Below are 23,789 nucleotides of genomic sequence, written 5' to 3' on the forward strand. Positions count from 1 at the left end.
GTGAAAGAGTCTGAGAGTCGGAGATGGAAAAAATCCTCTTTCTTCCCTCTTCCCTCTTCCTTCTTTTTAATCTGAGCGAAGCCGAAGAGCTTTCTTCCTTCTTCCTTCTTCCTGACACTAAAGTATGGCGAAAGTTTTCAGCGGGTTAATAACTAGATGAATTTGAGAAGAATCTTGACAGTCGCGACCAATGTATTTTGGGAAGTAATTCGCGACCGCATCCTTTACTTAATTATTATTTTTGCTCTGTTGATGGGCGCATCGGTACGGTTGATACCGGAATTGGCGGCGACAACCGAAAAGAAAATTATCTTAGATATCGGTTTGGCTGCTATGAGCCTCCTCGGTCTAATTGCCACAGTCTTTGTGGCTACCGGACTGGTCAACAAAGAAATTGAAAAACGGACTGTTTATCTGTTAGTTGCTAAACCGATAAGTCGGGCGGAGTTAATTGTGGGCAAGCACTTAGGGCTGTCGGCGGTGCTGGCGGTGCTTGTAGCAGCAATGACTGTTATCTATCTGGCTATTCTGAGTTTGAGCCACATTCCTTTCCCTTTGGAAAGCATTTTAATCGCTTCGTTGTTTGTCTGGTTTGAACTGTGTCTCATGGCCGGTGTCGGGATTTTATTTGGGGTTTTTAGCAGTTCGCTGCTGGCAACTTTACTGACATTTGGCGTTTATTTAATGGGACATTCGACGCGGGATTTAGTTGCTTTGGGCAAGTTAACTAAAAATCCTGGTATTGAACAACTGATGATGGGACTATATCTGGTATTGCCGGATTTAGCCAGATTCAATTTGAGAAACGATGCTGTTTACGGACAAGTTCCTTACTTGGCAGGTTTGATTACAGATGCTGGCTACGGTTTGCTGTATGTGGTGCTGCTGTTGTCAATTGCGATCGCCATATTTTCCCGCCGGGAATTTTAAAACTCGCAGTCGGCACTTTCAGGGTAACTGTTTGTAGTGAGGATTTTCGTCATTACTACAAACAATTTTATTATCAAATTAGCGCGCTAAGATATAGAAAAGGTTATTGATAGCCAATCTCGACTAAAACTCAAAATTTTAGTGGTAAAATGAGGTGACTTATGAATACTGTAATTCACAAACCGATATCGCAGCTCAAGATTACTTGGCCGCTGCTACCCGAGGATTTCATCCTACCAGACGACCCCGTGGAAAATATAGAACATCCTTTAATCTCTAAGGGTTTGCGCCAGTATGTAATGGATTCCCCGGAACTAATGCAAGACGCACTAATAGTTTCTAATTTTGGTTTGTGTGCTGCTGTGGACGATCACACTATTTGCAAAGCCCCAGACTGGATGTACGTGCAGCCGGTTCAACCTTGGCCTCACAACTATCCCCGCCGCAGTTACACCCCTCATACCGAAGGAACTGTCCCTTTTGTAGTGATGGAATTTCTATTAGCTACTTACGGCGACGAATACTCTGTCGAACACACAGAAGAAATCGGCAAGTGTTTTTTTTGCGAACAAGTAATCAAAGTTCCTCGCTATGTCATTTTTCTACCGCAGACAGGCAGAATAGAAGTTTATGCGCTTGAATCAGAGCGTTATGACAATCAAAATCCTGATGAAAACGGCCGTTATTTAATACCTGGATTAAATCTATTTTTGGGTGTGTCGCAGGGAACTCGCGAAGGTAGAACGGGATATTGGCTGCGTTGGTGGAATGCTGAAGGAGAACTGCTTTTGTGGCGGAAAGAAAGGGCAGAAAAGGAACGCCAGCGGGCAGAAGATGAACGCCAGCGAGCCGATCGCCGACAGCAAGACAAAGAGTTAGCCGAGACGCTGCTGGAACAGGAAAGATAGCGAAATCAAGAACTTTTGGCTCGATTGGCAGCCCTCGGTATCGATCCAGAATAGCATTAGAAGTCGATGTCCGTCGGAAGAAAGAAGTGGTTCGAGGGAAGAAAGGAACCCGCTCGATATATGCTTTCTTCATTCTTCTTTATTGAGTTTGCTTTCTTACTTATATGTTCGTAAAAAAAGGTGAAATTATGTTAATACAAAAACTAGAACAATTAAAAGATATTTTCGCACAGATGGAACGGGCTTTGATTGCCTACTCCGGCGGAATTGACAGCACTTTGGTAGCCAAAATCGCTTTTGATGTGTTGGGCGATCGCGCTTTGGCAGTGACGGCAGTTTCCCCGTCTATACTGCCAGAAGATTTAGAAGATGCGCGCATTCAAGCAGCAGAAATTGGGATTGCCCACGAGGAAGTAGAAACTCAGGAAATGGCAAATCCCAATTACACTTCTAACCCGGTTAACCGCTGCTATTTCTGCAAAAGCGAACTGCACGATACTTTGAAACCCCTAGCACTAGCAAAGGGTTATCCTTATGTGGTAGATGGGGTTAATGCTGACGATTTAAAGGATTACCGTCCCGGAATTCAGGCGGCCAAGGAACGCGGTGCGCGATCGCCCTTAGCAGAAGTAGGAATCACTAAATTTGAAGTGCGGCAGTTGGCAAAAGAATTGGGTTTGCCTTGGTGGGACAAACCCGCTCAACCTTGTTTGAGTTCGCGCTTTCCTTACGGTGAAGAAATCACCGTTAGAAAGTTGCAAAGAGTGGGGCGCGCTGAACGGTATTTGCGCCAGTTGGGACTGAAAAATTTGCGAGTGAGATCGGAGGGAGATACGGCGCGCATTGAGTTACCGGCAGAGGAGATTCGGGAGTTTGTGCTAAATACGGATTTGCCTGCTTTGGTTGCGGTGTTTCAGGAGTTTGGTTTTATGTACGCGACTTTGGATTTGGAGGGGTTTCGCAGCGGCAAATTAAATCAGGTTTTGCAGCAGGAGTTGTTGGGGGCGAAAGATTGATTAATTATCATGAAAAGAGGAGCGCAATTTCGCTAAATTTGCATAAATCCTGACTGTTGGTCAAAGGAATAGCATAAACTAAACTAGCAGCAAAATTAGCAAGTTTTATGAAAGTTAAATTTAGGTTATTTTCCGTCCTGTTGGCTTTGTTTTTATCGGCGTATATCCCCTTTCGGGTGTTAGCTAACCCGCAACCTTCGGGTGATACAGTTAGTTCTGCACTGTGGTGGCAAGTTGCTGTGTACAATCAGGTACAACAAATTAAAGATCGGCAATATCAAGGGTGTGTGTGGGGCGATTCTATTTCCTCGGCTCTGGGAGACTCTTTGGGAGCAGAAAATTTTAATTTTGCGATCGGAGGGATGAGTTCAGTCTCGCTGCTAGAACAGCTTAAACTTGTAGTGCCGCTTCGGTTTACCTGCGAAAAAGCGATTGTGGCGATCGGCACAAATGATGCTATGTACGGCATTAGCGATGAGCAGTTTGTTAGTAATTTAAAAGAGGCGATCGCCGTGATGCGATCGATCGGAACAAAACAAATTATTCTGATTCCTGCTTTTTACTCAACTCTTGCCGCCAGCTACAATCCTAAATTTGCCGGAACAATTGCCAGAGTTGACGAAATCAATGTTCTCATCAATAAAGTAGCCGCCGACGAAAATGTGACCGTGGAATCTAGCGATATACAAGCGTTGTTTAAAGAAAAAGCTCTGAATGAAGATTTAACAATTGACGGCGTTCACCTCAATCCTAAAGGTTTAGATATATACAGGAAAGTTTTGTTAAATATTTTGAATTCTCCCTCAGAAACGCGCACATCTTTCGATTGGTCTGTTAGATACCCGATTTCTTAAACAAGAAGTCGGGTATCTGGGTATTCTGTTTTTTAGGTGGGCTTAATTATCATGTCTAAGGAGTAGACTGAATTTGTTGTGGCTGCTGCTGCTGAAGCTGAAGTTGTTGATTTTGAATCTGAAGTCGCTGATTTTCAATATCTATTTGCCGCTGTCTGTCTTCAAGTTGCAGTCTTCTGTCTTCTGCTTGCTGTAGTCTATCTTGACGGTCTAGCTCTCTTTGTAGCTGTCTGTCTTCACGTTGCTCTTGTCTGTCTGCATCTTGTTGGCGAATCTGTCTGAGCTGATTTCGCCGCTCGAAATCCCCTCCCAAAAATAAGTTTTGAAAAGCGTTGATAGTTGCTTGAAACCCAGTAAGAACGCCACTAACAGCGCTGATCCCACTTGCAACTCCTGTTATTGGCTGCAAGAAACTGTTAATATTGTCTCCTACCCTAGCATAGCCCGATCGCGCTACCAGAATCACATCGTCGTTGCGGAGAGTGGGGTTATTATTAGGATTCAACCCTTGAGCAAAATCTACCTCTATCGTGCGGCGAGAAACAGTACCGTTGGGGTTCAAACGCAAGAGTTCTACCTTGTCTTTTTTAGCTCGTAATTGATTGAAACTGCCTGCGGTGAGCAAAGCTTGGTGAAGGGAGGTACTAGGCCGCACCTGCAAAGCGCCAGGCCTAATTACTTCTCCTACAATATTGATGCTAATCGCGTTCGGAGAAAAACTGCTATTTGCGACTTGAGAAACTTCAGCCAAGTCTACAGTAGCTGCTGTCGGGATAATTACGCTATCTCCTTCTTGCAGCAAAATATCTTGAGTGGCGTCGCCTTTTTGCAGCAAATCCCACAGATTTACCATGATAGTTTGTTCATTGCCACCTCTGACTCGGCGGCGGATTTGCACGCGGCGAATGTCAGCTTCTGTAGTGATACCACCAGCAATTTTCAGTGCTCTAGTTATTGTGGGTAAGCCTACAACGGCTCCTTGCTGTTGGTCGATAGATACAAAACTCAACTCGGTTTGTTGGTTGCTCGATCGCACATCCGAAGCAAATACAGTATAAGGCCCCGGCCGGTTTACTTCCCCGACAATTACCACCCCAATTGGTTTAGTAATATCAGCGGAAAAATTAGCACTGGCTCTTTGACGAACTTCTTGAGTATTCAGAGCCCTTGCTGTCGGTACAAAAATTGTATCTCCATCTCGAATGGTGACATCTTGACGCAAATTTCCCGTGTCTAAAAAATCCTGCAAATCAACATTAGTAACTTGCTCCGGCCCGCCTCTGCGGGGACGACGAATTTGGACATTTCGCATATCTCCTGCTGATGTCACCCCTTGTGCAAGTTGCAGCATTTCCATCAAAGTCGGGAATTTTACTCCTCCTCCTTCTCTAGTGGGATTAATCTTGTAGGAACCCGGGCGAGTAACTTCACCCGCAAGACCTATATTTAGGGGGCGAGCGACGATCACTGTCACGGTAACAACGGGAACATTGATGAAGGGTTCGTAGCGCTGGGTAATTACATTAGCGGCTTGTTGCAGGGTCAACCCTTGAATTGATACGCTGCGAATGATAGGCAAATTGAGCGTCCCGTCAACTAACACTTGATATTCCTTGCTGAATTCAGGAACGCCGAAGATATCTAAAGCAATGCGATCGCCCGGGCCTAAAGTATAAGCTGCTTCTGGTGTCAGCGAACCAGAATTGCCGATCGGCGGCAAACTTACACCCCGAGGTGGCGGCGGCGGTACTATCGGTTGGTTTGAGTTAGGAGTGGCAGCAGGATTTCTAATGGCAGGCAACTGAGCTATACTGGGCAGCGAACTCAATAGCACCAGGAGTGCTGAAAAACTCAGACTTGTAGCGGTTTGAACGGTATGTTTCATCTTTCTTCCCTGGTTGCAGCCTGCCAATGAACAAGAGCGATTTAGCTAGTGGATTTTAGTTTATTTTCCCTGCTGTCCAGTGTAGCCTCGCTTCGCTGCAAAATCCACAGGTAGAAGCATAAAAATTGTGCGATCGCACTTAACTATTTTGTACCTTGTTTATAAAGAAACTGTAAAGCCCGCCAACTGTTATCAGGATTAGGATCTCGTTTGAGCAAAATTCTTCATACATAACTCGGGATACAAATCAACCCGCCAAGGAAATGGATAAAAAAAACGCCCGTATTAGAGGTAAAATATTAAATAATTCTCTCTGCAGGACAAAGACAAGTGTCACTAAAACTCGACCGAGTAATTCCCTGGGGACGCTGCTTGGATGAATACATAGGAATGTTTAGCTTGACATCAAGTGACCTCAAGCTAAACATTCTTGATTGTGCCGCCGGCCCGGCAAGTTTCAATGCCGAAATGACTCGCCAAGGTAAAAAGGTAATTTCTTGCGATCCAGTTTATCAGTTTACTGCGGTGGAAATTGGCGATCGCATCCAAGAAACATATCAAACTGTGATTGACGGTGTTAAGGCCAATTTAGACGGCTACCTGTGGAACAATTTTGAATCGCCCTACCAGTTAGGCGAAGTGCGAATGAAGGCGATGCAGGATTTTTTAAAAGATTTTCCCTCTGGTTTGCAGCAAGGCCGCTACATGACTGCTGAGCTGCCTGTTTTGCCTTTCGAGAACCGTCAATTCGATCTAGCTTTGTGCAGCCATTTCTTATTTGCTTATTCTCACCTGCTTTCCGAAGAATTTCATCTGGAATCAATTACAGAAATGTGTCGGGTTGCGAAGGAAGTCCGGGTATTCCCTTTGTTGCAGAGTTTTAGCGGAGAGGAATCCGATCACTTAAATCCGACGATCGCAGAATTGAAAAAGAGAAGTTTTAGTGTAGAAATTCAAGAGGCTCCTTATGAGTTTCAAAAAGGCGGGAATAAGATGCTGCGAGTTAGAGGGCGAATGTAATGGCTACACAAACTGTCGTCCGCGCCACGCGGAATGAAATAGCAATAGGGTGACTAGACTTATTTTATAAATTTTTCCTCGATCGGAAAACAGCAGATTAACGCAGATGTCTTTCAAGATATTTTGCGACTTTTTTAAGAGATTGAGAACAAGCTCGCTTGCGTACCTGATTTTGAATACATGACAAAATCAACTGTAAATTTAAAAACACGAGCGCATCCATCACCCATTACCAAATCCACCATCCATCTGCTTCTATCTGCGTGCCTCTGCTGTTAAAAAAATCTCATCAATAGCTTCGCAACAAATCAAATTACCCAACTTTGATATGATATTACACCTAGAAGCCAAACTCAAACCAACTCATGCCGCAAACAGTCTGGATCGCACGACACGGAAACCGCATCGACTTCGTTAACCCCGACTGGTTTCTCACCGCAGAACGCCGCTACGATCCTCACCTTTCCGAAGACGGTCACGTTCAAGCTAAACAACTCGCCAATCGCCTCAAGGGTGAAGGAATTTCTCATATTTTTGCTTCCCCTTTTTTGCGAACTGTCCAAACAGCAAATCACGCGGCCGAAGCTCTCGATTTGTCAATTAAACTAGAGTGGGGACTGTGCGAATGGCTGAATCCTGAATGGATGACAGAAATGCCGGAAACTGAGTCCGTCGAAGCTTTGTGCCGGCGCTTTCCCAGGATTGATGCTTCCTACAAAGGCGGTATTGCTAATTATCCCGAAACCGTGGAAGCTTGTTTCAAAAGGGCGGGGGAAACTGCTAAACGCCTCGCGGCTGAGTTTCCCGAGGATATGTTATTAGTAGGTCACGGTGCGTCGGTTTTAGGAACTGCGATCGGGCTGGCGGGCTGTGCTGAAACGGAAATTAACGCTTCTTTGTGCTGTTTGGTGAAAGTGGTGCGGGGTGAGGGAGAATGGTCGATCGCACTTAATGGCGATACTTCTCACTTGACTGACTCTGAAGCCGCGATCCGGTTTAATTAAAGTTGAGATTCGTGCCAAAAATCGCATTTTATGCTATGTGTGTAAGGTGCGCCGAGGTGCACCCTACGTTAATCTGATTAGTCCGAATCTGGGTGTTATTGTTTAATCTCGATCGCACATTTTAAATCGAAAAGCTTAAATCGGTATGGCAGGACACAGTAAGTGGGCGAATATTAAACGCCAAAAAGCTAGAGTTGATGCGGTTAAAGGCAAAGTTTTTGCTAGAATATCTCGCGAAATTATTGTCGCGGCCCGCAGCGGAGTTCCCGATCCCGCTGGGAATTTTCAACTGCGGACGGCTATAGAAAAAGCGAAGGCGGCGAGTATTCCTAATGAAAACATAGAAAGGGCGATCGCCAAAGGTGCGGGCTTGGCCGGGGGAAGTTCGGATTTAGAAGCTATTCGCTACGAAGGTTACGGCGTTGGCGGAGTTGCTATTCTGATTGAAGCGCTGACAGACAACCGCAACCGCACAGCGGCTGACTTGCGAGAAGCTTTTACTAAAAATGGCGGAAACTTGGGCGAAACTGGTTGTGTGGGCTGGATGTTTGACAACAAAGGAGTTTGTACGGTACGCGGCCCGATTGATGAGGAACAATTGTTTGAAGCGTCGCTAGAGGCGGCTGCGGAATCTTATGATTTGATATTAATTGATGAGGATACTGAAGGTGCAGAGGTATTTACAAGCGTGGCTAATTTGGAACAACTGGCTGATGTTTTGAAACAAAAAAATTTTGCAGTTTTGCAGTCGGAAACTCGCTGGATTCCCAGCAATACAGTGGAAATAAACACTCCTGAAAAAGCTCGATCGCTCCTGAAGTTAATGGACGCACTGGAAGATTTGGATGACGTGCAAAGCGTGACAGCTAATTTTGAAATGACAGATGAATTGATGTCTTTGAGTATGGTTTAATGCTTTAAAGATGAGGGATCTTGATCGTCCTGCTGACACTGCAAAAGACGAAAACTCGCCAGCGGGACGATCGCGCTACACTATTACCAGGAAACGAATCCCTATCTGTACGCGAGTGGGGAGTGTCAATACAACGCATTGCTGAAAAAGCTGCATTGAAAATCTCAACCCACAGTAAAGCCATGCTAGATAACAACGAAAGCAAAAGAGACAGCACCCACTCAGAAGAAGTTCTCTCAGCAACCGAAGTATCAGAAACCAAGGATCGATCCGAATCAAATGTGCAGGCTGAACCAGGGGATAAATCCAATTGGTTCGGTTCCGTTTTCGGAGCCGTCTCTGCAAGGGCGAGTGCGGTAAGGAATGCGGCAGCCAGTGCTGGAGGTGCGATTGTTAATACAGCGAGTGCGGTGGGGAATGCAGCAGGCAGTGCTGGAGATGCGATTGTTGTTAATACCGCGAGTGCGGTAGGGAATGCCGGAAGTGCGATCGTTAATACCGCGAGTGCGGTGGGGAATGCAGCAGGCAGTGCTGGAGGTGCGATTGTTGTTAATACCGCGAGTGCGGTAGGCAATGCCGGAAGTGCGATTGTTAATACCGCGAGTGCGGTAGGCAATGCAGCAGGCAGTGCTGGAGATGCGATTGTTGTTAATACCGCGAGTGCGGTAGGCAATGCCGGAAGTGCGATTGTTAATACCGCGAGTGCGGTAGGTAATGCGGTAGGGAATGCCGGAAGTGCGATTGTTAATACCGCGAGTGCGGTGGGGAATGCAGCAAGCAGTGCTGGAGGTGAGATTGTTGTTAATACCGCGAGTGCGGTAGGGAATGCGGTAGGGAATGCCGGAAGTGCAGCACTCCAATTTCCCAATTTTTTTGGTTCAGCCCTCGGTTCGATTTCCCAGAGTCCTATCCTAAAAAAACTGACTGAAAATTTCAAAATCGACTGGTTAGTTAATGCGATCGATAAAGTTGATGTCGTGACTGCCGAGGCGCAAGTTCGAGAGTTGCAGCGCCAATATCCTCACGAGAAACCTCAAGAAATCGCACATCGCTTAATGGTGGAAAAAGCCTTGCTAGCTGCAGGAAGTGGCTTGGTTAGCAGTTTAGTTCCGGGCGCAGCTTTGGCATTGGCTGGCATGGATTTAGCGGCAATGACGGTGTTATCCGCCGAGTTGGTTTATCAAATAGCTGCCGCCTATGGAAAGGATTTGCAATCGAGCGATCGCCAAAAAGAAGTTGTCGCTATTTTCGGTTTATCCTTGGGTAGCAATTTAGCGATCGAAGCTGGAGTTACGCTTGTCAGCAATATTCCCTTGGCGGGTGCGGTAATTAATGCTAGCGCCAGTGCGACAATGATTTACGCGCTGGGATACGGTGCTTGTCGGTTTTATGAAGCCGATATCGATTCCTCGAAAATCGAAACCAAGCTCGAAGATTTACAAGAGGTATTGCAAGCGGAAAGTGACCAATATTTAGAGACAGCGATCGCACAAGAAACGGTGATGGATTGGATTTTGGTGTATGTCGTCTATACCACCCAAAAATTCACCCGATGGGATGAGTTATTACCCCAATTACAAGCGGCGAATTTAAATCCAAAGTCTTTAGCTGAGATTGAAGCTGTGAAAAATAAGTCTAAATTGCCTCCCAAGTTGGATATTTTACTCGAACAACTCGAACTCGACTTTGCCGAACCGCTTTTAAAGCGATGCACTGACATCATCGAGGTTGACGGTGAAATTAATGAACTAGAGGGGAAAATTTTGCTGACAATTCAACGGGCTGTTTTGAGCAAAAGAAAGCAAGCTCAAAAGCAAGCGTAGCAAACTTCTATCTAGAATGGGGTATCGGAAGCCACTGAAGTACAAACTGAAGTCTAAGCTAGATCGCAAACTACTCGGTGCCTTCACGCCCGGAAATGTCAAATCCAATACTCAAACTGGCTCAAGCGAATGGGGTAAAACTCTGGGACGATAACAGTTAATTGATTTAGTGATTCGAGCTAAAAAATAAGGGATCTATGAACCAATAATCCCAGTCTATGAAAGAGTGGGGAGTGTCATTTGAAACAAAAAAAATTTGCATTTTTGCAGTCGGAAAATCGCTGGATTCCGAGCAAGACAGTGGAAATAGACACTCCAGAAAAAGCTCGATCGCTCCTGAAGTTAATGGATGCACTGGAAGATTTGGACGACGTGCAAAGCGTGACGGCGAATTTTGAAATGACAGATGAATTGATGTCTTTGAGTATGGTTTAACGATCTAAATCACCAGATTTTTGCCATCCGCAAGACAAATCCCGGTAACTCTGGATCTGCGCTGACTGTTTCAGGATTATCCAAGATTTCCGGTTCGCGATTGGGACGGTAAATATAGACTTTTCTGTTTTTGCGATCGAGCAAAAAGCCGAGGGATACACCGTTCTCAATATATTCTTGCATCTTGTTTTGCAATCCCTTGAGAGTGTCACTAGCAGACCGCAATTCAATCACAAAGTCAGGACAAATGGGTGCGAAGGAGGCTTTTTGTTCTTCACTTAAGGCATTCCAGCGCTCTAGTTTAATCCAGGAGGCATCGGGAGATCGGGTTGCTCCATTCGGCAAGGTAAAGCCTGCACTGGAGTCAAACGTTTCACCTGTGCCATCTTCTTCTGCCCAGTTCGCAAGTTGCTGAGCAATTTTAATGTTGCGGTTCCCTGTATCTGAAAAGGCTGGTGACATGATAATGACTTCCCCACTGGCAGTACGCTCAATTCTCAAATCGCGATTAACTATACAGAATTCATAGAACTGTTCAACAGTCATCGATTGGATCGCAGGGAAATTGACCGTCAGTGGGACGCTTTCGGTTTGAATTAGCAGCGTCGTCATGGTTTTTCCTCGGTTGGTGCAGGGGTGATAGAATACCTTGAGCTTACACTATTTTAGCTTGGCGATTGAAAGTCTTACTCGATCGGGGAGTCGGAGGCTTGTATCCGTTTTTGGGCTGGATTAATAATCTTTTTTCCCAGTCAGTAAATAAGTAACCATATATCCCTTGCCCTTAACTTGAATGGCGCCGCGCTTCTGAAAAGTATATTTATCTTTTAATAGCTGGTAGGTTTCGGCCGTGACTTGAATGCAGCCAGTAATGCCGTGGGATTCCATGCGCGAAGCAATATTTACTGTGTCGCCCCAGAGGTCGTAAATAAACTTTTTTAAGCCGATGACGCCGGCAACGACAGGGCCACTGCTAATCCCAATCCGAATGCTGAAAGGTTCCGAATGTTCTAAACTCAGGAGCCGAATTTCGTGCAGCATATCGATCGCCATGTTCGCAACCGCCTCGGCGTGATCGTCTCGGGCCGTAGGCAAACCGCCGACAACCATGTAAGCGTCACCAATAGTCTTAATTTTCTCCAAACCGTGGCGATCGGCCAAGTGGTCAAAAGCCGAAAAAATATCGTTGAGCACTTCCACCACCGCCGTCGCTGAAATTCTCGACGAAAGCTCTGTAAACCCCACAATGTCGGCAAACATCACAGTCACTTCCGCAAAACTTTCGGCGATATTGTGTTCGTTGTCCTTCAAGCGCAGAGCGATCGCTGCCGGCAAAACGTTCAGCAGCAGTTGCTCGGATTTAGCTTGTTCGAGTTCCAACTGTAAGTAAGCAGCCTGCAACTGTTCGGCTTGGCGAATTCTTTCTCGGGCTAGCTTTTCGATTTGGGCGGTGCGGCTCAAAGCTGTCAGCATATATGTCACCGGAATCAGAGTCCACAGCATCCCCATCGTCAGAGTTCCCCAAGAGCGCCAGTGCTTGCGAATCCGGCGAATTTCCGGGGTTGCTGACACGTACATAGACCACTGGCGGCCGCTAATTTTCAGCCGCCTTCTGCAAGCTGTATAGTTCGGGCCTGGATTGTCAAGAATCGGGCAGTTTTGCAGGAGAGAGGGTTTCGCAGCGGCTGATGCTGGAAGCACTTGTTGGCTGGCGGATTGGAACTGCACCGCAAATTGCTGAATTCGCCTCTCAGCAGGGAGATTTTTGAGAGCTGAGTTCCCCGTTGGCGGTAACAGCGACGCTGCTTCTTGCTTGTCTGGAGCATCGCTAACGAGATAAATATTGAGGTAGTCGGTATTGCGTCCTTTTAAAGAGGTTTGGAAAATATCTTTGCCTCGAAATACGCCCAGAACAAATCCTTGTAGCAGTTGGCGGCGGGATTCCAGCGTAGTTGGTTGACTGCTGTTTTCGTAAATCGGAACTATGGCCAAAAGACCCTGTTCCGGGGAATTGCTCTGAGTTAAGCCGATGTAGTTGGTGACAATCATTTCTCCTGTATCGCGCCCTCGATCGAGCGCGACGCGGATTTCTGGGTGGGAGGCGAGGTCAAAGCCTAATACTGTCTCGTTTCCGGCTGGTGGTTCGACGTAGAAAGCCGGGAAGTATTCTGAACGCTGGAGAGCCTTGCGGAGTTCTCCTCGCGGGCCGCGCTCTGTAATCTCGAAGCTGGGCTCTGTTTCGTTTCTAGCTTTGGTTTCGTAGTTGCGGCGCTCGGAAGTGGGGACGCGGGGGGCCCAAGCCAGGAGTTGCAGGCTGGGGTGGACGGATAGGGGACGGGCGACAAACCGAGCAAAAGAGGAACGCTCGACGGCGCTGAAGGCTTTCATGTAGTCGCTGAGGGCGAGAACAGTATCTAAGTCGGAGTTGAGCTGGCGTTCGATGCCGATCGAAATATCGTCGATGCGGCGCTGCATTTCGTAGTCGCGGCGCTTGTCTTCCCAGTCCCAAACCAAGGCGAATGCCAGAAGCGACAGTCCCACACCCAAACCTAGCGTCAACGCGGCTGGAATGTAGCGAGACCAGGATAAAGGTAGTTTTTTCAGCATATTTGCCTAGCGAATAAGGGCAGCAGATTAGCACACCGCTGAGTGCGATTTGTTCCGGCCTCTGAGTGCGGTTAATTCAAAACCCTGATAACTCAAGCACCGACGGCAATGGGGAATTAAAAGTTATATCTTGAAACTTTTAAATTAATTTCCGATCGCTCAGCAGGGGATTTCAATCCAGAATTCCGCTCCCTGTCCGGGCGCTGAGATGCACCGCAGGCTTCCCTTATGTTTTTCTACCACAATCTGATGGCTGATGGATAATCCCAAGCCAGTTCCAGACCCTACAGGTTTGGTGGTGAAGAAGGGATCGAATAGCCGCTTCCGAACGTCTTCGGTCATTCCCGGACCGCTGTCGGCGATGCAAATTACAATGCGATCGCCATCACAGAGCTGGTTTTTACTGTGGCTTTTCAGATCGGCTTTTTTCATGAGGGTGCGAATCACGATCGTCCGAGGTTGCGGTTGGTTTTCTAGAGCGTCGATCGCATTGCTGATAATATTGAGAAATACCTGGTTTAACTGACCCGGACAACAGTAAATTTTGGATGTTTTTCCGTATTCTTTAATAATTTCAATCCGGCTTTTTATATTTGCATGATGCAATCTGTGCTGCAATATTAAAAGTGTACTGTCAATTCCTTCATGAACGTCTACCAACTTCATTTCTGATTCATCCAGTCGCGAAAAGTTCCGCAGCGACAACACAATTTTACTGATTCTTTCTACTCCTAATCTCATGGAATTTAGCATTTTTGGCAAGTCTTCCTTCAGAAAATCTAACTCTAAGTCCTTAATTTTTCTAGCAATCTGAGGCACTGGGGACGGGTAATGTTCCTGGTAGAGACTTAACAGTTCAACTAAATCGTGAAAATAGTTGTCAGTGTGAGAAATATTGCCGTTAATAAAAGTTGCGGGATTGTTGATTTCGTGGGCGATGCCAGCCACCATCTGACCGAGGCTCGACATTTTTTCGGATTGAACTAATTGGATTTGAGCGTTTTGTAGTTGTTCGTAGGCTTCTTGCAATTGGGCGGCTTGTTTTCTTAACTGAGATTCGGAAGCTTGGAGTGCGGCGGCGGAAATTTTGCGGTTTGTTATATTTTCTATCATCCCTAATTTGTAAATAGGTTTTCCTTCGCCGTCTCGAATTAAAGTAGCTGTCACATTTACCCAAACAATTTTACCTGTAGCTGTAATTTGGCGGAGTTCGATTTGATAGTGAGTAATTTCTCCCCGTTCGAGAGCATCAGCAACTTGGATATTTTTTGGAGAATCGTCGGGATGCCCAAGTTCTATAAAAGTTTTGTTGAGCAATTCTGCTATGGTATATCCCAGCATTTCGCAATAAGTTTTATTGACTCTCACTAACTTGTTATCATCTAAGTTAGCTAAGTATATAGCGATTGGTGCATCTTCAAAAATTGTGCGAAATAGTTCCTCGCTGGCACGGACTTTAGCTGCTAGGGAAAGCCGATCTGTGATGTCTTCAAACGTAGACAAAATGCCGACTACATTGCCGGAATTGTCGTGTAAAGGTATTTTATTTGTATCCAGACAGCACTGGGTGCCGTCGGCTTGCATTTTGGATTCTATGATGTGATATTCTGGGGTGTTGGTTGCCATGATGCGGCTGTCGCAGGCTCGAAAAACTTCTGTTTCTTCCTGCTTCCAGGGCATATCGAAGTCGGTGAGACCAGCGATTTCGCTGGGGTGATTGAAACCTGCGACTTTAGCAAAGTTTTTGTTACCTCCCAAGTAAACTAAATCTCGATCTTTCCAGGCGATTAACTGAGGGATATTATTGATTACCAACCACAGCATATTTTGGGATGTTTGCAAGGCTTCGGTACGTTCGAGGACGCGCTTTTCAAGTTCTTGGTTGGCTTCTTGCAGGGCGATTTTTGACTCGCTGAGGGCGATTTCTGCTAGCTTGCGATCGCTGATGTCGATTGTCACTCCTTCCCACAGTATGTCGCCCCCAGATTGCGCTTCGGGGCGGGCGATGCCGCGAATCCATTTCAGTTTTCCAGATGGCGTTACGATCCGCCATTCATATATCCAAGGTTTTAAAGTTTCGCCGGAAATTGCGATTGATTCTAAAAGGACTTTTAGGTCTTCTGGATGCACCGTTGACCACATTAAATCCGAGTTTTCTTGAACTTTTTCTGGATCTAATTCGTAGAGTTCGCAACAGCCTGAACTGGCATAAATGAATTTATCGGAACCGTCGGGATGTAGCAAGTATTGATAAATCATTCCCGGCACGTTGGCGGCCATTTTTTGAAATCTGGCTTCGCTTTGCCGCAGTGCTGATTCTGCAAGTTTACGATCGCTAATGTCAATCAACAAACCATCCCAAATAATGTTATTATTTTCCCCCCGTTCGGGTCGCGAAGCCCCGCTAATCCACTTAATTCTATCGCCCGGAAAAACAAATCTGCCTTCCCACCGCCAAGGGTCTAAAGTTTTAGCTGAGATAGCAACTGATTCATGGAAGCTGGGCGCATCCTCTGGATGAATCATTTCTATAGCAGGAATAGCTGAATTTTGGAGTACCTCTGGTTCTAATTCCCAGAGTTCGCGGCAGCCGGAACTGACGTAGGGGAATGACACAGTACCGTCTGCTGCTAACTGAAATTGATAAATCATTCCCGGAACGTTGGCAACCAGTTTTTGAAACCTGGCTTCGCTTTGCCGTAGTGCTGTTTCTGCTTCTACGCGATCGGTAATATCGTAAAATGCCGATAAAATTGCGGCTTCGCCATTAAAATTAATCGCTCGCATCGACATTTTTACCCAAAACAAACTGCCATTTGCTTTCTTGAGGCAGATTTCTTTGCTGTCGCTAAAGCCGTTTTGTTTGACTAAACCTATCAATTGACGGCGGTCATTGATATTGGCATAAAGTGCCAGTTTTTTGCGTCCGATAAGTTGTTCGTAACTCAAACCTAAACTTTTACCTAGAGCAGGATTTGCATACAAAATAACGCTATCTTCTAGGCGCGTAATTAACATGGGAACGGGAGTCGTACTGGCGATCGCGCGCAATCTTTCTTCGCTTTCTTCCCTGGCTGTTTCGGCTGCTACTCTTTTGCTAATATCGTTCTGAACTCCGATAAAATGAGTTAATTTTCCCTCATCGTCTAAGATGGGGGAAACCATTAATTCGTTCCAAAAAGGAGTTTTGTCTTTGCGATAATTTTTGAGAACTACCTGAATTTCAGTTCCCGCTTGCAAGCTGTGGCGGAGTTTGTTTAATTCAGCCCGATCGGTATCGGGACCCTGCAAAAATCGGCAGTTGCGTCCAATAACTTCTTCGCGGCTGTAACCGGTCAGTTTCTCAAAAGCAGGATTGCAGTAGATAATAGGTGTGTCATGCTTGCGAGCATCAGCAATTAAGACGCTGTTGTTCGACGCTGCGATCGCCCGCTCTAGGAGAGACAGGTTGAAAGAGTCTGTTGTCATCTGTGGCAATATCCAAATTCCCAGGGGGGGGACAGAACAATAAAAATTTATAAATAGCTTGAGCCATTCTTATTCTATAATTTTATTTTCAATTTAGCTTTTTGAACAAAGTCAGCAGCCCAAAAAAGCCCATGGGGGCGAGGACTAATACTATTTTAGATTTTAGATTTTAGATTGGCAATGACTAATTCCATTATGGTTTGGCGCACGGGCATACAGTTGCCTTCTGGTTTGAAAGTAGTACAACCGAAGGCATTAGGGACTTATCCAGAAAACAGAATGTGAAAATACCGAAAGCCCAAAGAAAACAGAAGGTGAAAATACTGATATTTTTAACTGTTTTTCTTCTCCCCTTTCCATCCGGCTCATCAACCCTTTTAAATTGACAAGCTGATGGAAGAACCCTGAGCAGTTTTGCTTACTTCAATCCTGGCTTGAAAAGCTTCTTTCAGGTGGGGCATATGGGTAACGGTGAGGATGCAGGCGAAGTCGGAGGCGATCGCATTAATTGCAGCAATCAGCCGATCGCACCCTTCCGCATCCTGAGTCCCGAATCCCTCATCAATAATCAACATTTGCAAAGCCGTACCCGCCCGCTGAGACAGCAGTCTCGCCAGCGCCAGCCGAATCGCAAAATTAATCCGAAAAGCTTCACCGCCAGAGTAAGTTTCGTAGGCGCGAGTACCGCGAGCATCAGCAATTAAAATGTCTAAAGTGTCAATCAATTTAGTTGCTTTTTTAGAAGCAGAAGCCCGCTGAGTAATAAATTGAACGTGCAATTGATTAGCGCTCAATCTCGACAATATCTGATTTGTTTCCGCTTCGAGTTGAGGCAAAACATTTTCAATCATTAAAGCTTGAATGCCGTTTTTACCAAATGCTTGGCCCAACTCTTGATAAACTCGCTGCTGGCGTTTTGCAACTTGCATTTGCTCTTTTTGAGCTACTAGCTGAACTTGCAGGTTTTCCAGATTTTGCTGCTGCTGCTGGAGGCGTCCGAGACTTCCCAAATGTTGGTCAAGCTGCTGGCGGCGGCGACTGATTTGCTGTTCGATCGCACTTATGCGGGCTGTGGGATCGGGATGTTCTTGCAATTGCTGGTTCATCGCGGAAGTTTGAGCGCTGACAGCTTGCAAATCTCGATCGCGGACTGCGATGGAATTTGCTATTTCATTAACCCGCTGCTGCACTTGCGGGTACTGCACAGTTGCCGATCGCAATTTTTCGGCACGGGCGATCCAAAACTGCGATCGGCGCATTTCGCTGCGGACGTGTTCGTGCTGTTCCAAATTATAGCCAACTTCTGCAATGTATCTATCTAAAGACAGAATTTGCTGCTGTATTTCCGAGCTATTTTTTTGCTGTTCTAACTGTTGCTGTACCGTGGCTAATTGAGTTTGCAAATCCGGGCGGCGAGCATTAATTTTATTCAGTTTCTGCTGAGCATCTTTGATTTGAGCTTGCTTAATTTCCGCCCACCGCAAGCGCTTTTCTTCGCTGCGGGCGAGGGAGTGGCTGCGATCGCTGTAATTGAGCTGTTGCAGTTGCTGTTCGATTTGCTGGAGTTCGCCCAAATCATCGGCTGCATACTCGCCGGTGCGTAGCAACCGCTCTATTTCTGCCGCGTCTTGACGCATACTTTGCAGTCGGTTTTCATCTTGGCTCAGGCTATCTAATTGTGCTTGCAAATGGCTGCGGCGTTCGCGCAATTCTTGGTAGGGCGCTAATTCCTCTTCTAGTTCGCGGTATTCATGTCTGAGGACTTGAATTTCGCGCTCGGAGACAGCCAACTGTTCGCGCACAACCCACAGTTGATTCCAGATTTCCTGCTGTTGGGTGTGGTGTTTTGTGACTACCAAATTCCAGTAGTGTTCGTCTAAAGGTCGATCGCACAAAGGACAATTGCCAAAATTTGTATCTCGCACCATTAAAGGCGAATTCGATGGCTCGTTTTCCGCAAAATTTGAGGCTTTACCTTCACCTGCGCTGGTTTCTCCTTCATGTTTCCGCAGCAGTTGCAGTTTTTGGTCGATCTCGGCGAGTCTGGTTTGATAGTCGCGGCTTTTGGCTTGCAGGTTTCCGAGAAAGTCGTGCCTTTCTTGACCTTTTTCGCGGACTCGCTGCTGATAAACTCGCTTGTTTTCCAACTGCAAAATTTGATTGGCGATGGCCGAGATTTCCTGCTGTAATTGCGGCTGTCGCTGCTGCTGCTGAACTTGCACCTGTCGGTTGATTTCCTCTAAGCGGGCGGTTAAACCGGCGCGGGCGCGATCGAGCTTTTGTTGCTTTTGCTGCTGCTGTTGTAGCAGCGGCGAAACTTGCAGTTGCAGTTGCTCTAGTTCGTTGAGACGCGATCGAACTGCTTGCAACTGTGCGAGTCCTTTGTCAACCTCCGGCTGCTGTTTGAGAATTTCCAGAACATCTTTTTCATCTTGTTCTAAAACCTCTAATTGAGCTTGCAACTGCTGAATTTTGCTTTGCAAAAAGCTCAGTTCTTGCCGCTGCTGTTCTTGCAATTGCTGACGCTGATTTTGGGCTTGTTGATTAACCTTGAATTTGCCAGCCAGAGTTTCTTCTGTGGCTTGCAAGCTGTGGAAATACGCGATGCCTGCTGTTATTTCCTTTTCTTGCCCTAGGAGGGCTTGCAGCTCATTTTGCTGCTGTTTGGCTGCGCTGAGTTCTTGCTGCAAGCGGCGGCATTCTTGAGAGATATTGTAGTGCTGTTGCTGGTGGCCGGCGAGGAGTTTTTGCCAAGTTTGGCGGTTGTGGTGCTGGAGTTGCAGTTGCTGTAACTCGTTTGTGTCGGCTTGCTGCTGCTGCTGAAGCAAATCGGTTGCTTGCTGCAATTGAGTTTGTTCGGAGGCGAGAGCCTCTTTTTGTTGGAGTTGCTCTTGTACGGTTAGCAAACTCTGTTTGAGCACTTCGACTTGAGCTTTAAATTGTTTGGACGTATCTTTGGCTTGGTCGGATAAAGTGTCGTAGGAGTCGAGCTTGAGCAGGTTGGCTAAAACTTGTTTGCGTTCGATCGGCTTTTTGAGCATAAATTCATCAGCTCGCCCCTGCCGCAAATATGCCGAATTGATAAAAGTATCGTAATCTAGTTTGATGTGTTCGAGGATTTTTTGCTGAGTTGTTCTCAGCCCCTTGTCTGTGAGCGTGCGAAAATTAAGTTTTTCCTCACTCTCGGCAGAATTCAAGCTGACTTGAAATTCCAAACTTCCCGATTGTCCGCGTCGGCGGTTGCGAATCACCCGGTAGATTTGGCCGCCGGTGGAGAAAGTGAAATCAACGCGCACATCTGTTTCGCCGATATGGATGATATCGTCTTCCGTATCGCTGCGACAACAGCCCCAAAGTGCCCAGGATATGGCTTCTAAGAGGGAGGATTTGCCAGCACCGTTAGGCCCGCAAATGCAAGCGGTGTGCAGGCCGCGAAAGTCTAAAGCAGCATCTCGATAGCTGAGAAAATTTTTGAGTGTAAGTTGTATAGGAATCATTTAGGCCGCCGCGCCGTACAATCTATTTATAAATAACACTATTTGTACGCTGTTGCCTAGTTATTCAATCTAGATCCAGAACAATTGTCAGTGCTTCTGCAATTTCTTCCATAATTGTCTCGGACAAGGTTCCGAGTTGTCGGACAAATCTTTGTTGAGAAACGGAACGGACTTGAAAAGTATCGGCGGCGGAGAGTTTCGCCAAGCCATTTTCTGATGTCGGTTCGAGCTGCACCATCCAATCAAGCGGGGAAAAAAGATCGTTCCATGCTGTAATTGGAACAATTACTTTGAGCCGCAAATTTCCCACTTCATCATCGCTGACAACCACAACAAGTCTAGTTTTGCCAATTTCATCTCCCACCGTTGGATCTAGTCTGACAAGCCAAATTTCGCCCTTACGCATTAGTTTCTACCCCTGCGTTCAGGTATTCTTCCTCTGAATCGAAATACGGTTCGCTGTCGGGCGACCACAAATCGTGCAGCGGCCCTCCTGGTTCATACAAAGGAACCGCTGCTTCTGCTGCGGCTCTGAGTCTCCGCTTTCTCTCGGCTTTGCGCTGGGCTTTTTCTTCTATTTCTTCGCGCATCATCCGCGAAGCTGTTTCGATGATTTCTAGGCGTTCTTCTGCTGTCAGATTTTTGAGTGCTGCTAAGATTTCTGTTTTAGTCACGGTTTTGTCGGGTGGTTTGTGAGAAAGTGCGATCGATCTCATATGTTGCACCATTCTCAATAATCCTTTTTTGGGCGGGATATCCTGCCCACCCCACAAGAAAATCTACTCTTTGTGGAACGGGGAAGATGCCCGTTCTTGACAAAAATGACGCAACATCTCTGATCGATCCAACCATCATTATATCTTTCACAAAAATCAATCTCGGCGCTCTCTGCTTGTGGCGCACCCTACATCAATCGAATTGGCAGATTTTCCATCATCAAAAAGGGTTGACTGTATTCCTACAGCCAACCCCGCGCCTATTTATTTGTCCTGCGTTTGCTCAAACAGCAACACTATCTGGCAATATTCGGGAACGTATAGCCGACACCGACTAACAATCCCACTTCAGCTCCGTCAACAAAACCAATATTCAGTCCCGCTGTTGCTGTAAAATTGCTCGACAGCGGCACATCTACACCGCCCGAAATCAGGAAGCCAAAATGACCGTCATCGCCGGTAGAAACTATCACGCCAGCACCTGCATAAGGAGCCGCAGTAATCACAAAATCTTCGCTGACTTCGACGGTTTCTTGAGATACAAAATCGAAGGTAACGGGAACTAGAACAGTTAAGTTGTCGCGGAACAAAACACTCGGTCTCACCGACAAATTGTTCGTCAAACCGATTTTGCTAATAATCGCAAATGAACCGTCGCCTAATGCTGTATCTCCGCCAAAACCTAGATTGCCGCCAATGCCGATGTAGCTGGGCCCAGAACGAGTAGCTCGACCTGGTCGGATTTGAGTTCCTTGAGCCACTTTTTCAGTTGCTTCTGAGGCAGTTGCCGGTTTTTCAGCAACTTTCGGTTGGTTTGTCAAAGCTGATGCAGAAGTGCTGACAGGATTGCTCAACAATTCTTGTGCTGTTTTGACTTCTTTTTCTTGCTTCGTTGCTGTTACTTCCAGATTATTGTTCTCGGCAACAATTGAGGTAGGTCGATCGCTCTTTTTGGCAGTCTCGACTGTTGACTCCACTTTGACACCATTATCAGGAATTTTAGCGCTTTCTTCCGGCTTTTCAGTCTCAGCAGCAATGGAGGTATTTGGCGCAGTTTCTGTCTCAGCAATTTCAGATGTTGCTGCTTCCGATTTTTCTGGTGCAGCAATAGATACTTGCAAGTTGGCTGACGGTTCGGAGGCTGCTGGCTCCGCTGCTTCTGTTAGTTCGCTCCAACTGATAGAATCAATTTTTTTATTACTAGCGGTTGTTTCTGCGTCGGGTTTAACTGCTGAAGTTGCCGCAGGCTCAGAAGTTTGGTCAATATTTTGAGCTGCGATTGTTGCAGTTGTAGCGACATCGGGCAAGTTGCCAGTTTCAGCTTTCGCTGACATGGTACTGCAACAAACAGCTAAAGCTGCAAGATTTATTAACGCAAAAGTAGACTTGGAAAATAGACTATTCATAGAAACTCCTCAATGAAGGGTGTGTTAAAAGTGTAAGTGTTTGAGGGCGACCGTCGAGAGCTTTGCTAAAAAAAGACACAAATATGAGTTGTGTTGTTCCTAGATTGCCATTTTACCGTTGAATAGTCAACTCTCAAGCTGATTAGATTCAAGAACGGACGGTGGGTTTAGAGGCTAATTTTAATTTACAGATCGATCGGCTAAAAATCAATCCTAGGGATGATTTCACCCTTAATCTTGTTTAATTGAGGGTTCGATCGCGCGTCTCGCTTGCATTCTACAATTCTGTACTTGGGGGCGCTGCACTCGCAGCGACGCCGGAAAAATCCGGTTTTTGAGGGCGCACCGCCTCGAAACCAAGAGACAACAAGCTTTCAAAACAGTTTTGGCAGCCCCGCCGTCCACAGCAAGTGCAGTTAATACAACGCGATCGGCTGCTGCACAGTCCATGACAATTAATGTAGAATAATACCACCGATCCGAGAAATATTTGTGGGTCGATCGTGTCAAAATTACTGAATTTTATGAAAATTGTGTAAAATTTAGTGTTCTATTTGTAAAGTTTAGCCTTCGCTTTCGCTCAGGGTCTGACCATCTAACAACAGCACGCAACTAAACAAGTAAAAAAATACAAATTATCTCATCTCAACCTGACTTTATGAGCAAAGTTCTAGTGATATTAGGCGAATTGAGCGATCGCGACATCGATTGGATGCTCGCCAACGGCACCCGCACCCAAGTCCTCCCCGGCACAACTCTGATCGCCGAAGGTAAGCCCTTAGACGCTCTGTACATAGTTCTGGAGGGAACTTTGAGCGTTGCTGTATCATCTTTGGGCGACAAAGAAATTGGAAAAATTATTTCCGGGGAAGTGTTAGGCGAAATGTCTTTTGTAGACGGGAGGCTTCCTTCTGCTAGCGTCACGGCAATTGAAGAGTGCCTCATCCTGTCAATTCCCCGGCGGCTGCTAACTGAAAAACTTGAGCAAGACGTGCTTTTTTCCCTGCGGTTTTATCGGGCGATTACCAAATTTCTTTCGTCGAGACTGCGGGGTACAGTTAAACGCTTCGGCGATGATAGTGATGGTTTAATATATCAAGAACCCGACGACGAGGGCGCTATCCCGGAAAATGTCGAAAATCCAGATTTGGCTGAATCGAGATTTCAATGGTTGTTGGAGCGTTTGAAGGGAAGTTGAAGGAAGAGGGAAGTTCGGCAACGAGCACTGTACAAGATGTAACGGATGTAACGGATTTCAGGAAGAAGGAAGAGGGAAGAAGGAAGAAGAGAAAATAACACCTATTTCC

At 46.2% G+C, this 23,789-nt stretch carries 18 protein-coding genes and 1 pseudogene; 10 read left to right on the top strand and 9 right to left on the bottom strand.

Annotated elements, in window-relative coordinates:
• The first annotated feature begins 156 nt into the window (after positions 1 to 156).
• The 4 genes from QUA45_RS08320 to QUA45_RS08335 all read left to right on the top strand — a co-directional run bounded on the left by QUA45_RS08320 (position 157) and on the right by QUA45_RS08335 (position 3,708).
• Entirely contained in the window at positions 157 to 930 is a 774-nt protein-coding gene (locus QUA45_RS08320) for an ABC transporter permease (protein ID WP_333094240.1), read from the top strand.
• Positions 931 to 1,091: 161 nt separating this feature from the next.
• On the top strand, positions 1,092 to 1,838 hold the full coding sequence (locus tag QUA45_RS08325; protein WP_333220242.1) for a Uma2 family endonuclease: 747 nt from the start codon (positions 1,092 to 1,094) through the stop codon (positions 1,836 to 1,838).
• 188 nt (positions 1,839 to 2,026) lie between these two features.
• Positions 2,027 to 2,854 carry an ATP-dependent sacrificial sulfur transferase LarE gene (larE, locus tag QUA45_RS08330; protein ID WP_333220244.1) on the top strand — a complete coding sequence of 276 codons (828 nt, stop codon included), beginning with the start codon at positions 2,027 to 2,029 and terminating at the stop codon, positions 2,852 to 2,854.
• 107 nt (positions 2,855 to 2,961) lie between these two features.
• On the top strand, positions 2,962 to 3,708 hold the full coding sequence (locus tag QUA45_RS08335; RefSeq protein ID WP_333094245.1) for an SGNH/GDSL hydrolase family protein: 747 nt from the start codon (positions 2,962 to 2,964) through the stop codon (positions 3,706 to 3,708).
• Between the two features lie 55 nt (positions 3,709 to 3,763).
• On the opposite strand, the gene QUA45_RS08340 is transcribed toward QUA45_RS08335, so the two are convergent.
• Positions 3,764 to 5,593: a polysaccharide biosynthesis/export family protein gene (locus QUA45_RS08340; RefSeq protein ID WP_333094247.1), complete on the bottom strand. Its 1,830-nt coding sequence runs from the start codon at positions 5,591 to 5,593 to the stop codon at positions 3,764 to 3,766.
• Positions 5,594 to 5,923: 330 nt separating this feature from the next.
• Here QUA45_RS08340 and QUA45_RS08345 point away from each other — a divergent pair, with 330 nt between their 5' ends.
• The 5 genes and pseudogenes from QUA45_RS08345 to QUA45_RS08365 all read left to right on the top strand — a co-directional run.
• A complete protein-coding gene (locus QUA45_RS08345) occupies positions 5,924 to 6,613 on the top strand; it encodes an SAM-dependent methyltransferase (RefSeq protein WP_333220246.1) in 690 nt (229 codons plus the stop codon).
• A 365-nt stretch (positions 6,614 to 6,978) separates the two neighbouring features.
• Positions 6,979 to 7,617 carry a histidine phosphatase family protein gene (locus QUA45_RS08350; protein WP_333094251.1) on the top strand — a complete coding sequence of 213 codons (639 nt, stop codon included), beginning with the start codon at positions 6,979 to 6,981 and terminating at the stop codon, positions 7,615 to 7,617.
• A 145-nt stretch (positions 7,618 to 7,762) separates the two neighbouring features.
• Positions 7,763 to 8,530, top strand: coding sequence for a YebC/PmpR family DNA-binding transcriptional regulator (locus QUA45_RS08355; protein ID WP_333094253.1), 768 nt, complete (start codon positions 7,763 to 7,765; stop codon positions 8,528 to 8,530).
• Between the two features lie 20 nt (positions 8,531 to 8,550).
• On the top strand, positions 8,551 to 10,353 hold the full coding sequence (locus QUA45_RS08360) for a hypothetical protein (RefSeq protein ID WP_333220248.1): 1,803 nt from the start codon (positions 8,551 to 8,553) through the stop codon (positions 10,351 to 10,353).
• Between the two features lie 240 nt (positions 10,354 to 10,593).
• Positions 10,594 to 10,788 (top strand): annotated as a pseudogene (locus tag QUA45_RS08365) (YebC/PmpR family DNA-binding transcriptional regulator); the annotation flags it as partial.
• A gap of 9 nt (positions 10,789 to 10,797) precedes the next feature.
• Here QUA45_RS08365 and QUA45_RS08370 read toward each other — a convergent pair.
• From QUA45_RS08370 to QUA45_RS08405, 8 genes are all read right to left on the bottom strand, one after another.
• Entirely contained in the window at positions 10,798 to 11,400 is a 603-nt protein-coding gene (locus tag QUA45_RS08370; RefSeq protein WP_333094256.1) for a Uma2 family endonuclease, read from the bottom strand.
• Positions 11,401 to 11,520: 120 nt separating this feature from the next.
• Positions 11,521 to 13,395, bottom strand: a complete 1,875-nt coding sequence (locus tag QUA45_RS08375) for an adenylate/guanylate cyclase domain-containing protein (protein ID WP_333094258.1) — start codon at positions 13,393 to 13,395, stop codon at positions 11,521 to 11,523.
• 159 nt (positions 13,396 to 13,554) lie between these two features.
• Positions 13,555 to 16,863 carry a PAS domain S-box protein gene (locus QUA45_RS08380; protein ID WP_333094259.1) on the bottom strand — a complete coding sequence of 1,103 codons (3,309 nt, stop codon included), beginning with the start codon at positions 16,861 to 16,863 and terminating at the stop codon, positions 13,555 to 13,557.
• Between the two features lie 377 nt (positions 16,864 to 17,240).
• On the bottom strand, positions 17,241 to 20,360 hold the full coding sequence (locus QUA45_RS08385) for an AAA family ATPase (protein WP_333220250.1): 3,120 nt from the start codon (positions 20,358 to 20,360) through the stop codon (positions 17,241 to 17,243).
• Positions 20,361 to 20,424: 64 nt separating this feature from the next.
• Complete coding sequence (locus tag QUA45_RS08390) at positions 20,425 to 20,766, bottom strand: type II toxin-antitoxin system PemK/MazF family toxin (protein ID WP_333220252.1); 342 nt, start codon at positions 20,764 to 20,766, stop codon at positions 20,425 to 20,427.
• Positions 20,759 to 21,088 carry a hypothetical protein gene (locus QUA45_RS08395; RefSeq protein ID WP_333220254.1) on the bottom strand — a complete coding sequence of 110 codons (330 nt, stop codon included), beginning with the start codon at positions 21,086 to 21,088 and terminating at the stop codon, positions 20,759 to 20,761. Before QUA45_RS08395 ends, QUA45_RS08390 begins: the two co-directional genes overlap by 8 nt.
• 284 nt (positions 21,089 to 21,372) lie before the next feature.
• Positions 21,373 to 22,482 (bottom strand): hypothetical protein, encoded by a 1,110-nt coding sequence (locus QUA45_RS08400; RefSeq protein ID WP_333220256.1) that lies wholly within the window; start codon positions 22,480 to 22,482, stop codon positions 21,373 to 21,375.
• 231 nt (positions 22,483 to 22,713) lie between these two features.
• Positions 22,714 to 22,992, bottom strand: a complete 279-nt coding sequence (locus QUA45_RS08405) for a hypothetical protein (protein WP_333094266.1) — start codon at positions 22,990 to 22,992, stop codon at positions 22,714 to 22,716.
• A gap of 148 nt (positions 22,993 to 23,140) precedes the next feature.
• Here QUA45_RS08405 and QUA45_RS08410 point away from each other — a divergent pair, with 148 nt between their 5' ends.
• Positions 23,141 to 23,680: a cyclic nucleotide-binding domain-containing protein gene (locus QUA45_RS08410; RefSeq protein ID WP_333094267.1), complete on the top strand. Its 540-nt coding sequence runs from the start codon at positions 23,141 to 23,143 to the stop codon at positions 23,678 to 23,680.
• The last annotated feature ends 109 nt before the right edge of the window (positions 23,681 to 23,789 follow it).

Origin of the sequence: Microcoleus sp. Pol12A5 (genome assembly GCF_036701435.1) — a bacterium.
Lineage (GTDB): Bacteria > Cyanobacteriota > Cyanobacteriia > Cyanobacteriales > Microcoleaceae > Microcoleus.

What these genes read in the sequence shown, in the direction of transcription:
- QUA45_RS08320 (WP_333094240.1), top strand. Translation starts at nt 157, where the DNA reads ATGAATTTGAGAAGAATCTTGACAGTCGCGACCAATGTATTTTGGGAA.
- QUA45_RS08325 (WP_333220242.1), top strand. Translation starts at nt 1,092, where the DNA reads ATGAATACTGTAATTCACAAACCGATATCGCAGCTCAAGATTACTTGG.
- larE (WP_333220244.1), top strand. Translation starts at nt 2,027, where the DNA reads ATGTTAATACAAAAACTAGAACAATTAAAAGATATTTTCGCACAGATG.
- QUA45_RS08335 (WP_333094245.1), top strand. Translation starts at nt 2,962, where the DNA reads ATGAAAGTTAAATTTAGGTTATTTTCCGTCCTGTTGGCTTTGTTTTTA.
- QUA45_RS08340 (WP_333094247.1), bottom strand. Translation starts at nt 5,593, where the DNA reads ATGAAACATACCGTTCAAACCGCTACAAGTCTGAGTTTTTCAGCACTC.
- QUA45_RS08350 (WP_333094251.1), top strand. Translation starts at nt 6,979, where the DNA reads ATGCCGCAAACAGTCTGGATCGCACGACACGGAAACCGCATCGACTTC.
- QUA45_RS08355 (WP_333094253.1), top strand. Translation starts at nt 7,763, where the DNA reads ATGGCAGGACACAGTAAGTGGGCGAATATTAAACGCCAAAAAGCTAGA.
- QUA45_RS08370 (WP_333094256.1), bottom strand. Translation starts at nt 11,400, where the DNA reads ATGACGACGCTGCTAATTCAAACCGAAAGCGTCCCACTGACGGTCAAT.
- QUA45_RS08375 (WP_333094258.1), bottom strand. Translation starts at nt 13,395, where the DNA reads ATGCTGAAAAAACTACCTTTATCCTGGTCTCGCTACATTCCAGCCGCG.
- QUA45_RS08380 (WP_333094259.1), bottom strand. Translation starts at nt 16,863, where the DNA reads ATGACAACAGACTCTTTCAACCTGTCTCTCCTAGAGCGGGCGATCGCA.
- QUA45_RS08385 (WP_333220250.1), bottom strand. Translation starts at nt 20,360, where the DNA reads ATGATTCCTATACAACTTACACTCAAAAATTTTCTCAGCTATCGAGAT.
- QUA45_RS08390 (WP_333220252.1), bottom strand. Translation starts at nt 20,766, where the DNA reads ATGCGTAAGGGCGAAATTTGGCTTGTCAGACTAGATCCAACGGTGGGA.
- QUA45_RS08395 (WP_333220254.1), bottom strand. Translation starts at nt 21,088, where the DNA reads ATGGTGCAACATATGAGATCGATCGCACTTTCTCACAAACCACCCGAC.
- QUA45_RS08400 (WP_333220256.1), bottom strand. Translation starts at nt 22,482, where the DNA reads ATGAATAGTCTATTTTCCAAGTCTACTTTTGCGTTAATAAATCTTGCA.
- QUA45_RS08410 (WP_333094267.1), top strand. Translation starts at nt 23,141, where the DNA reads ATGAGCAAAGTTCTAGTGATATTAGGCGAATTGAGCGATCGCGACATC.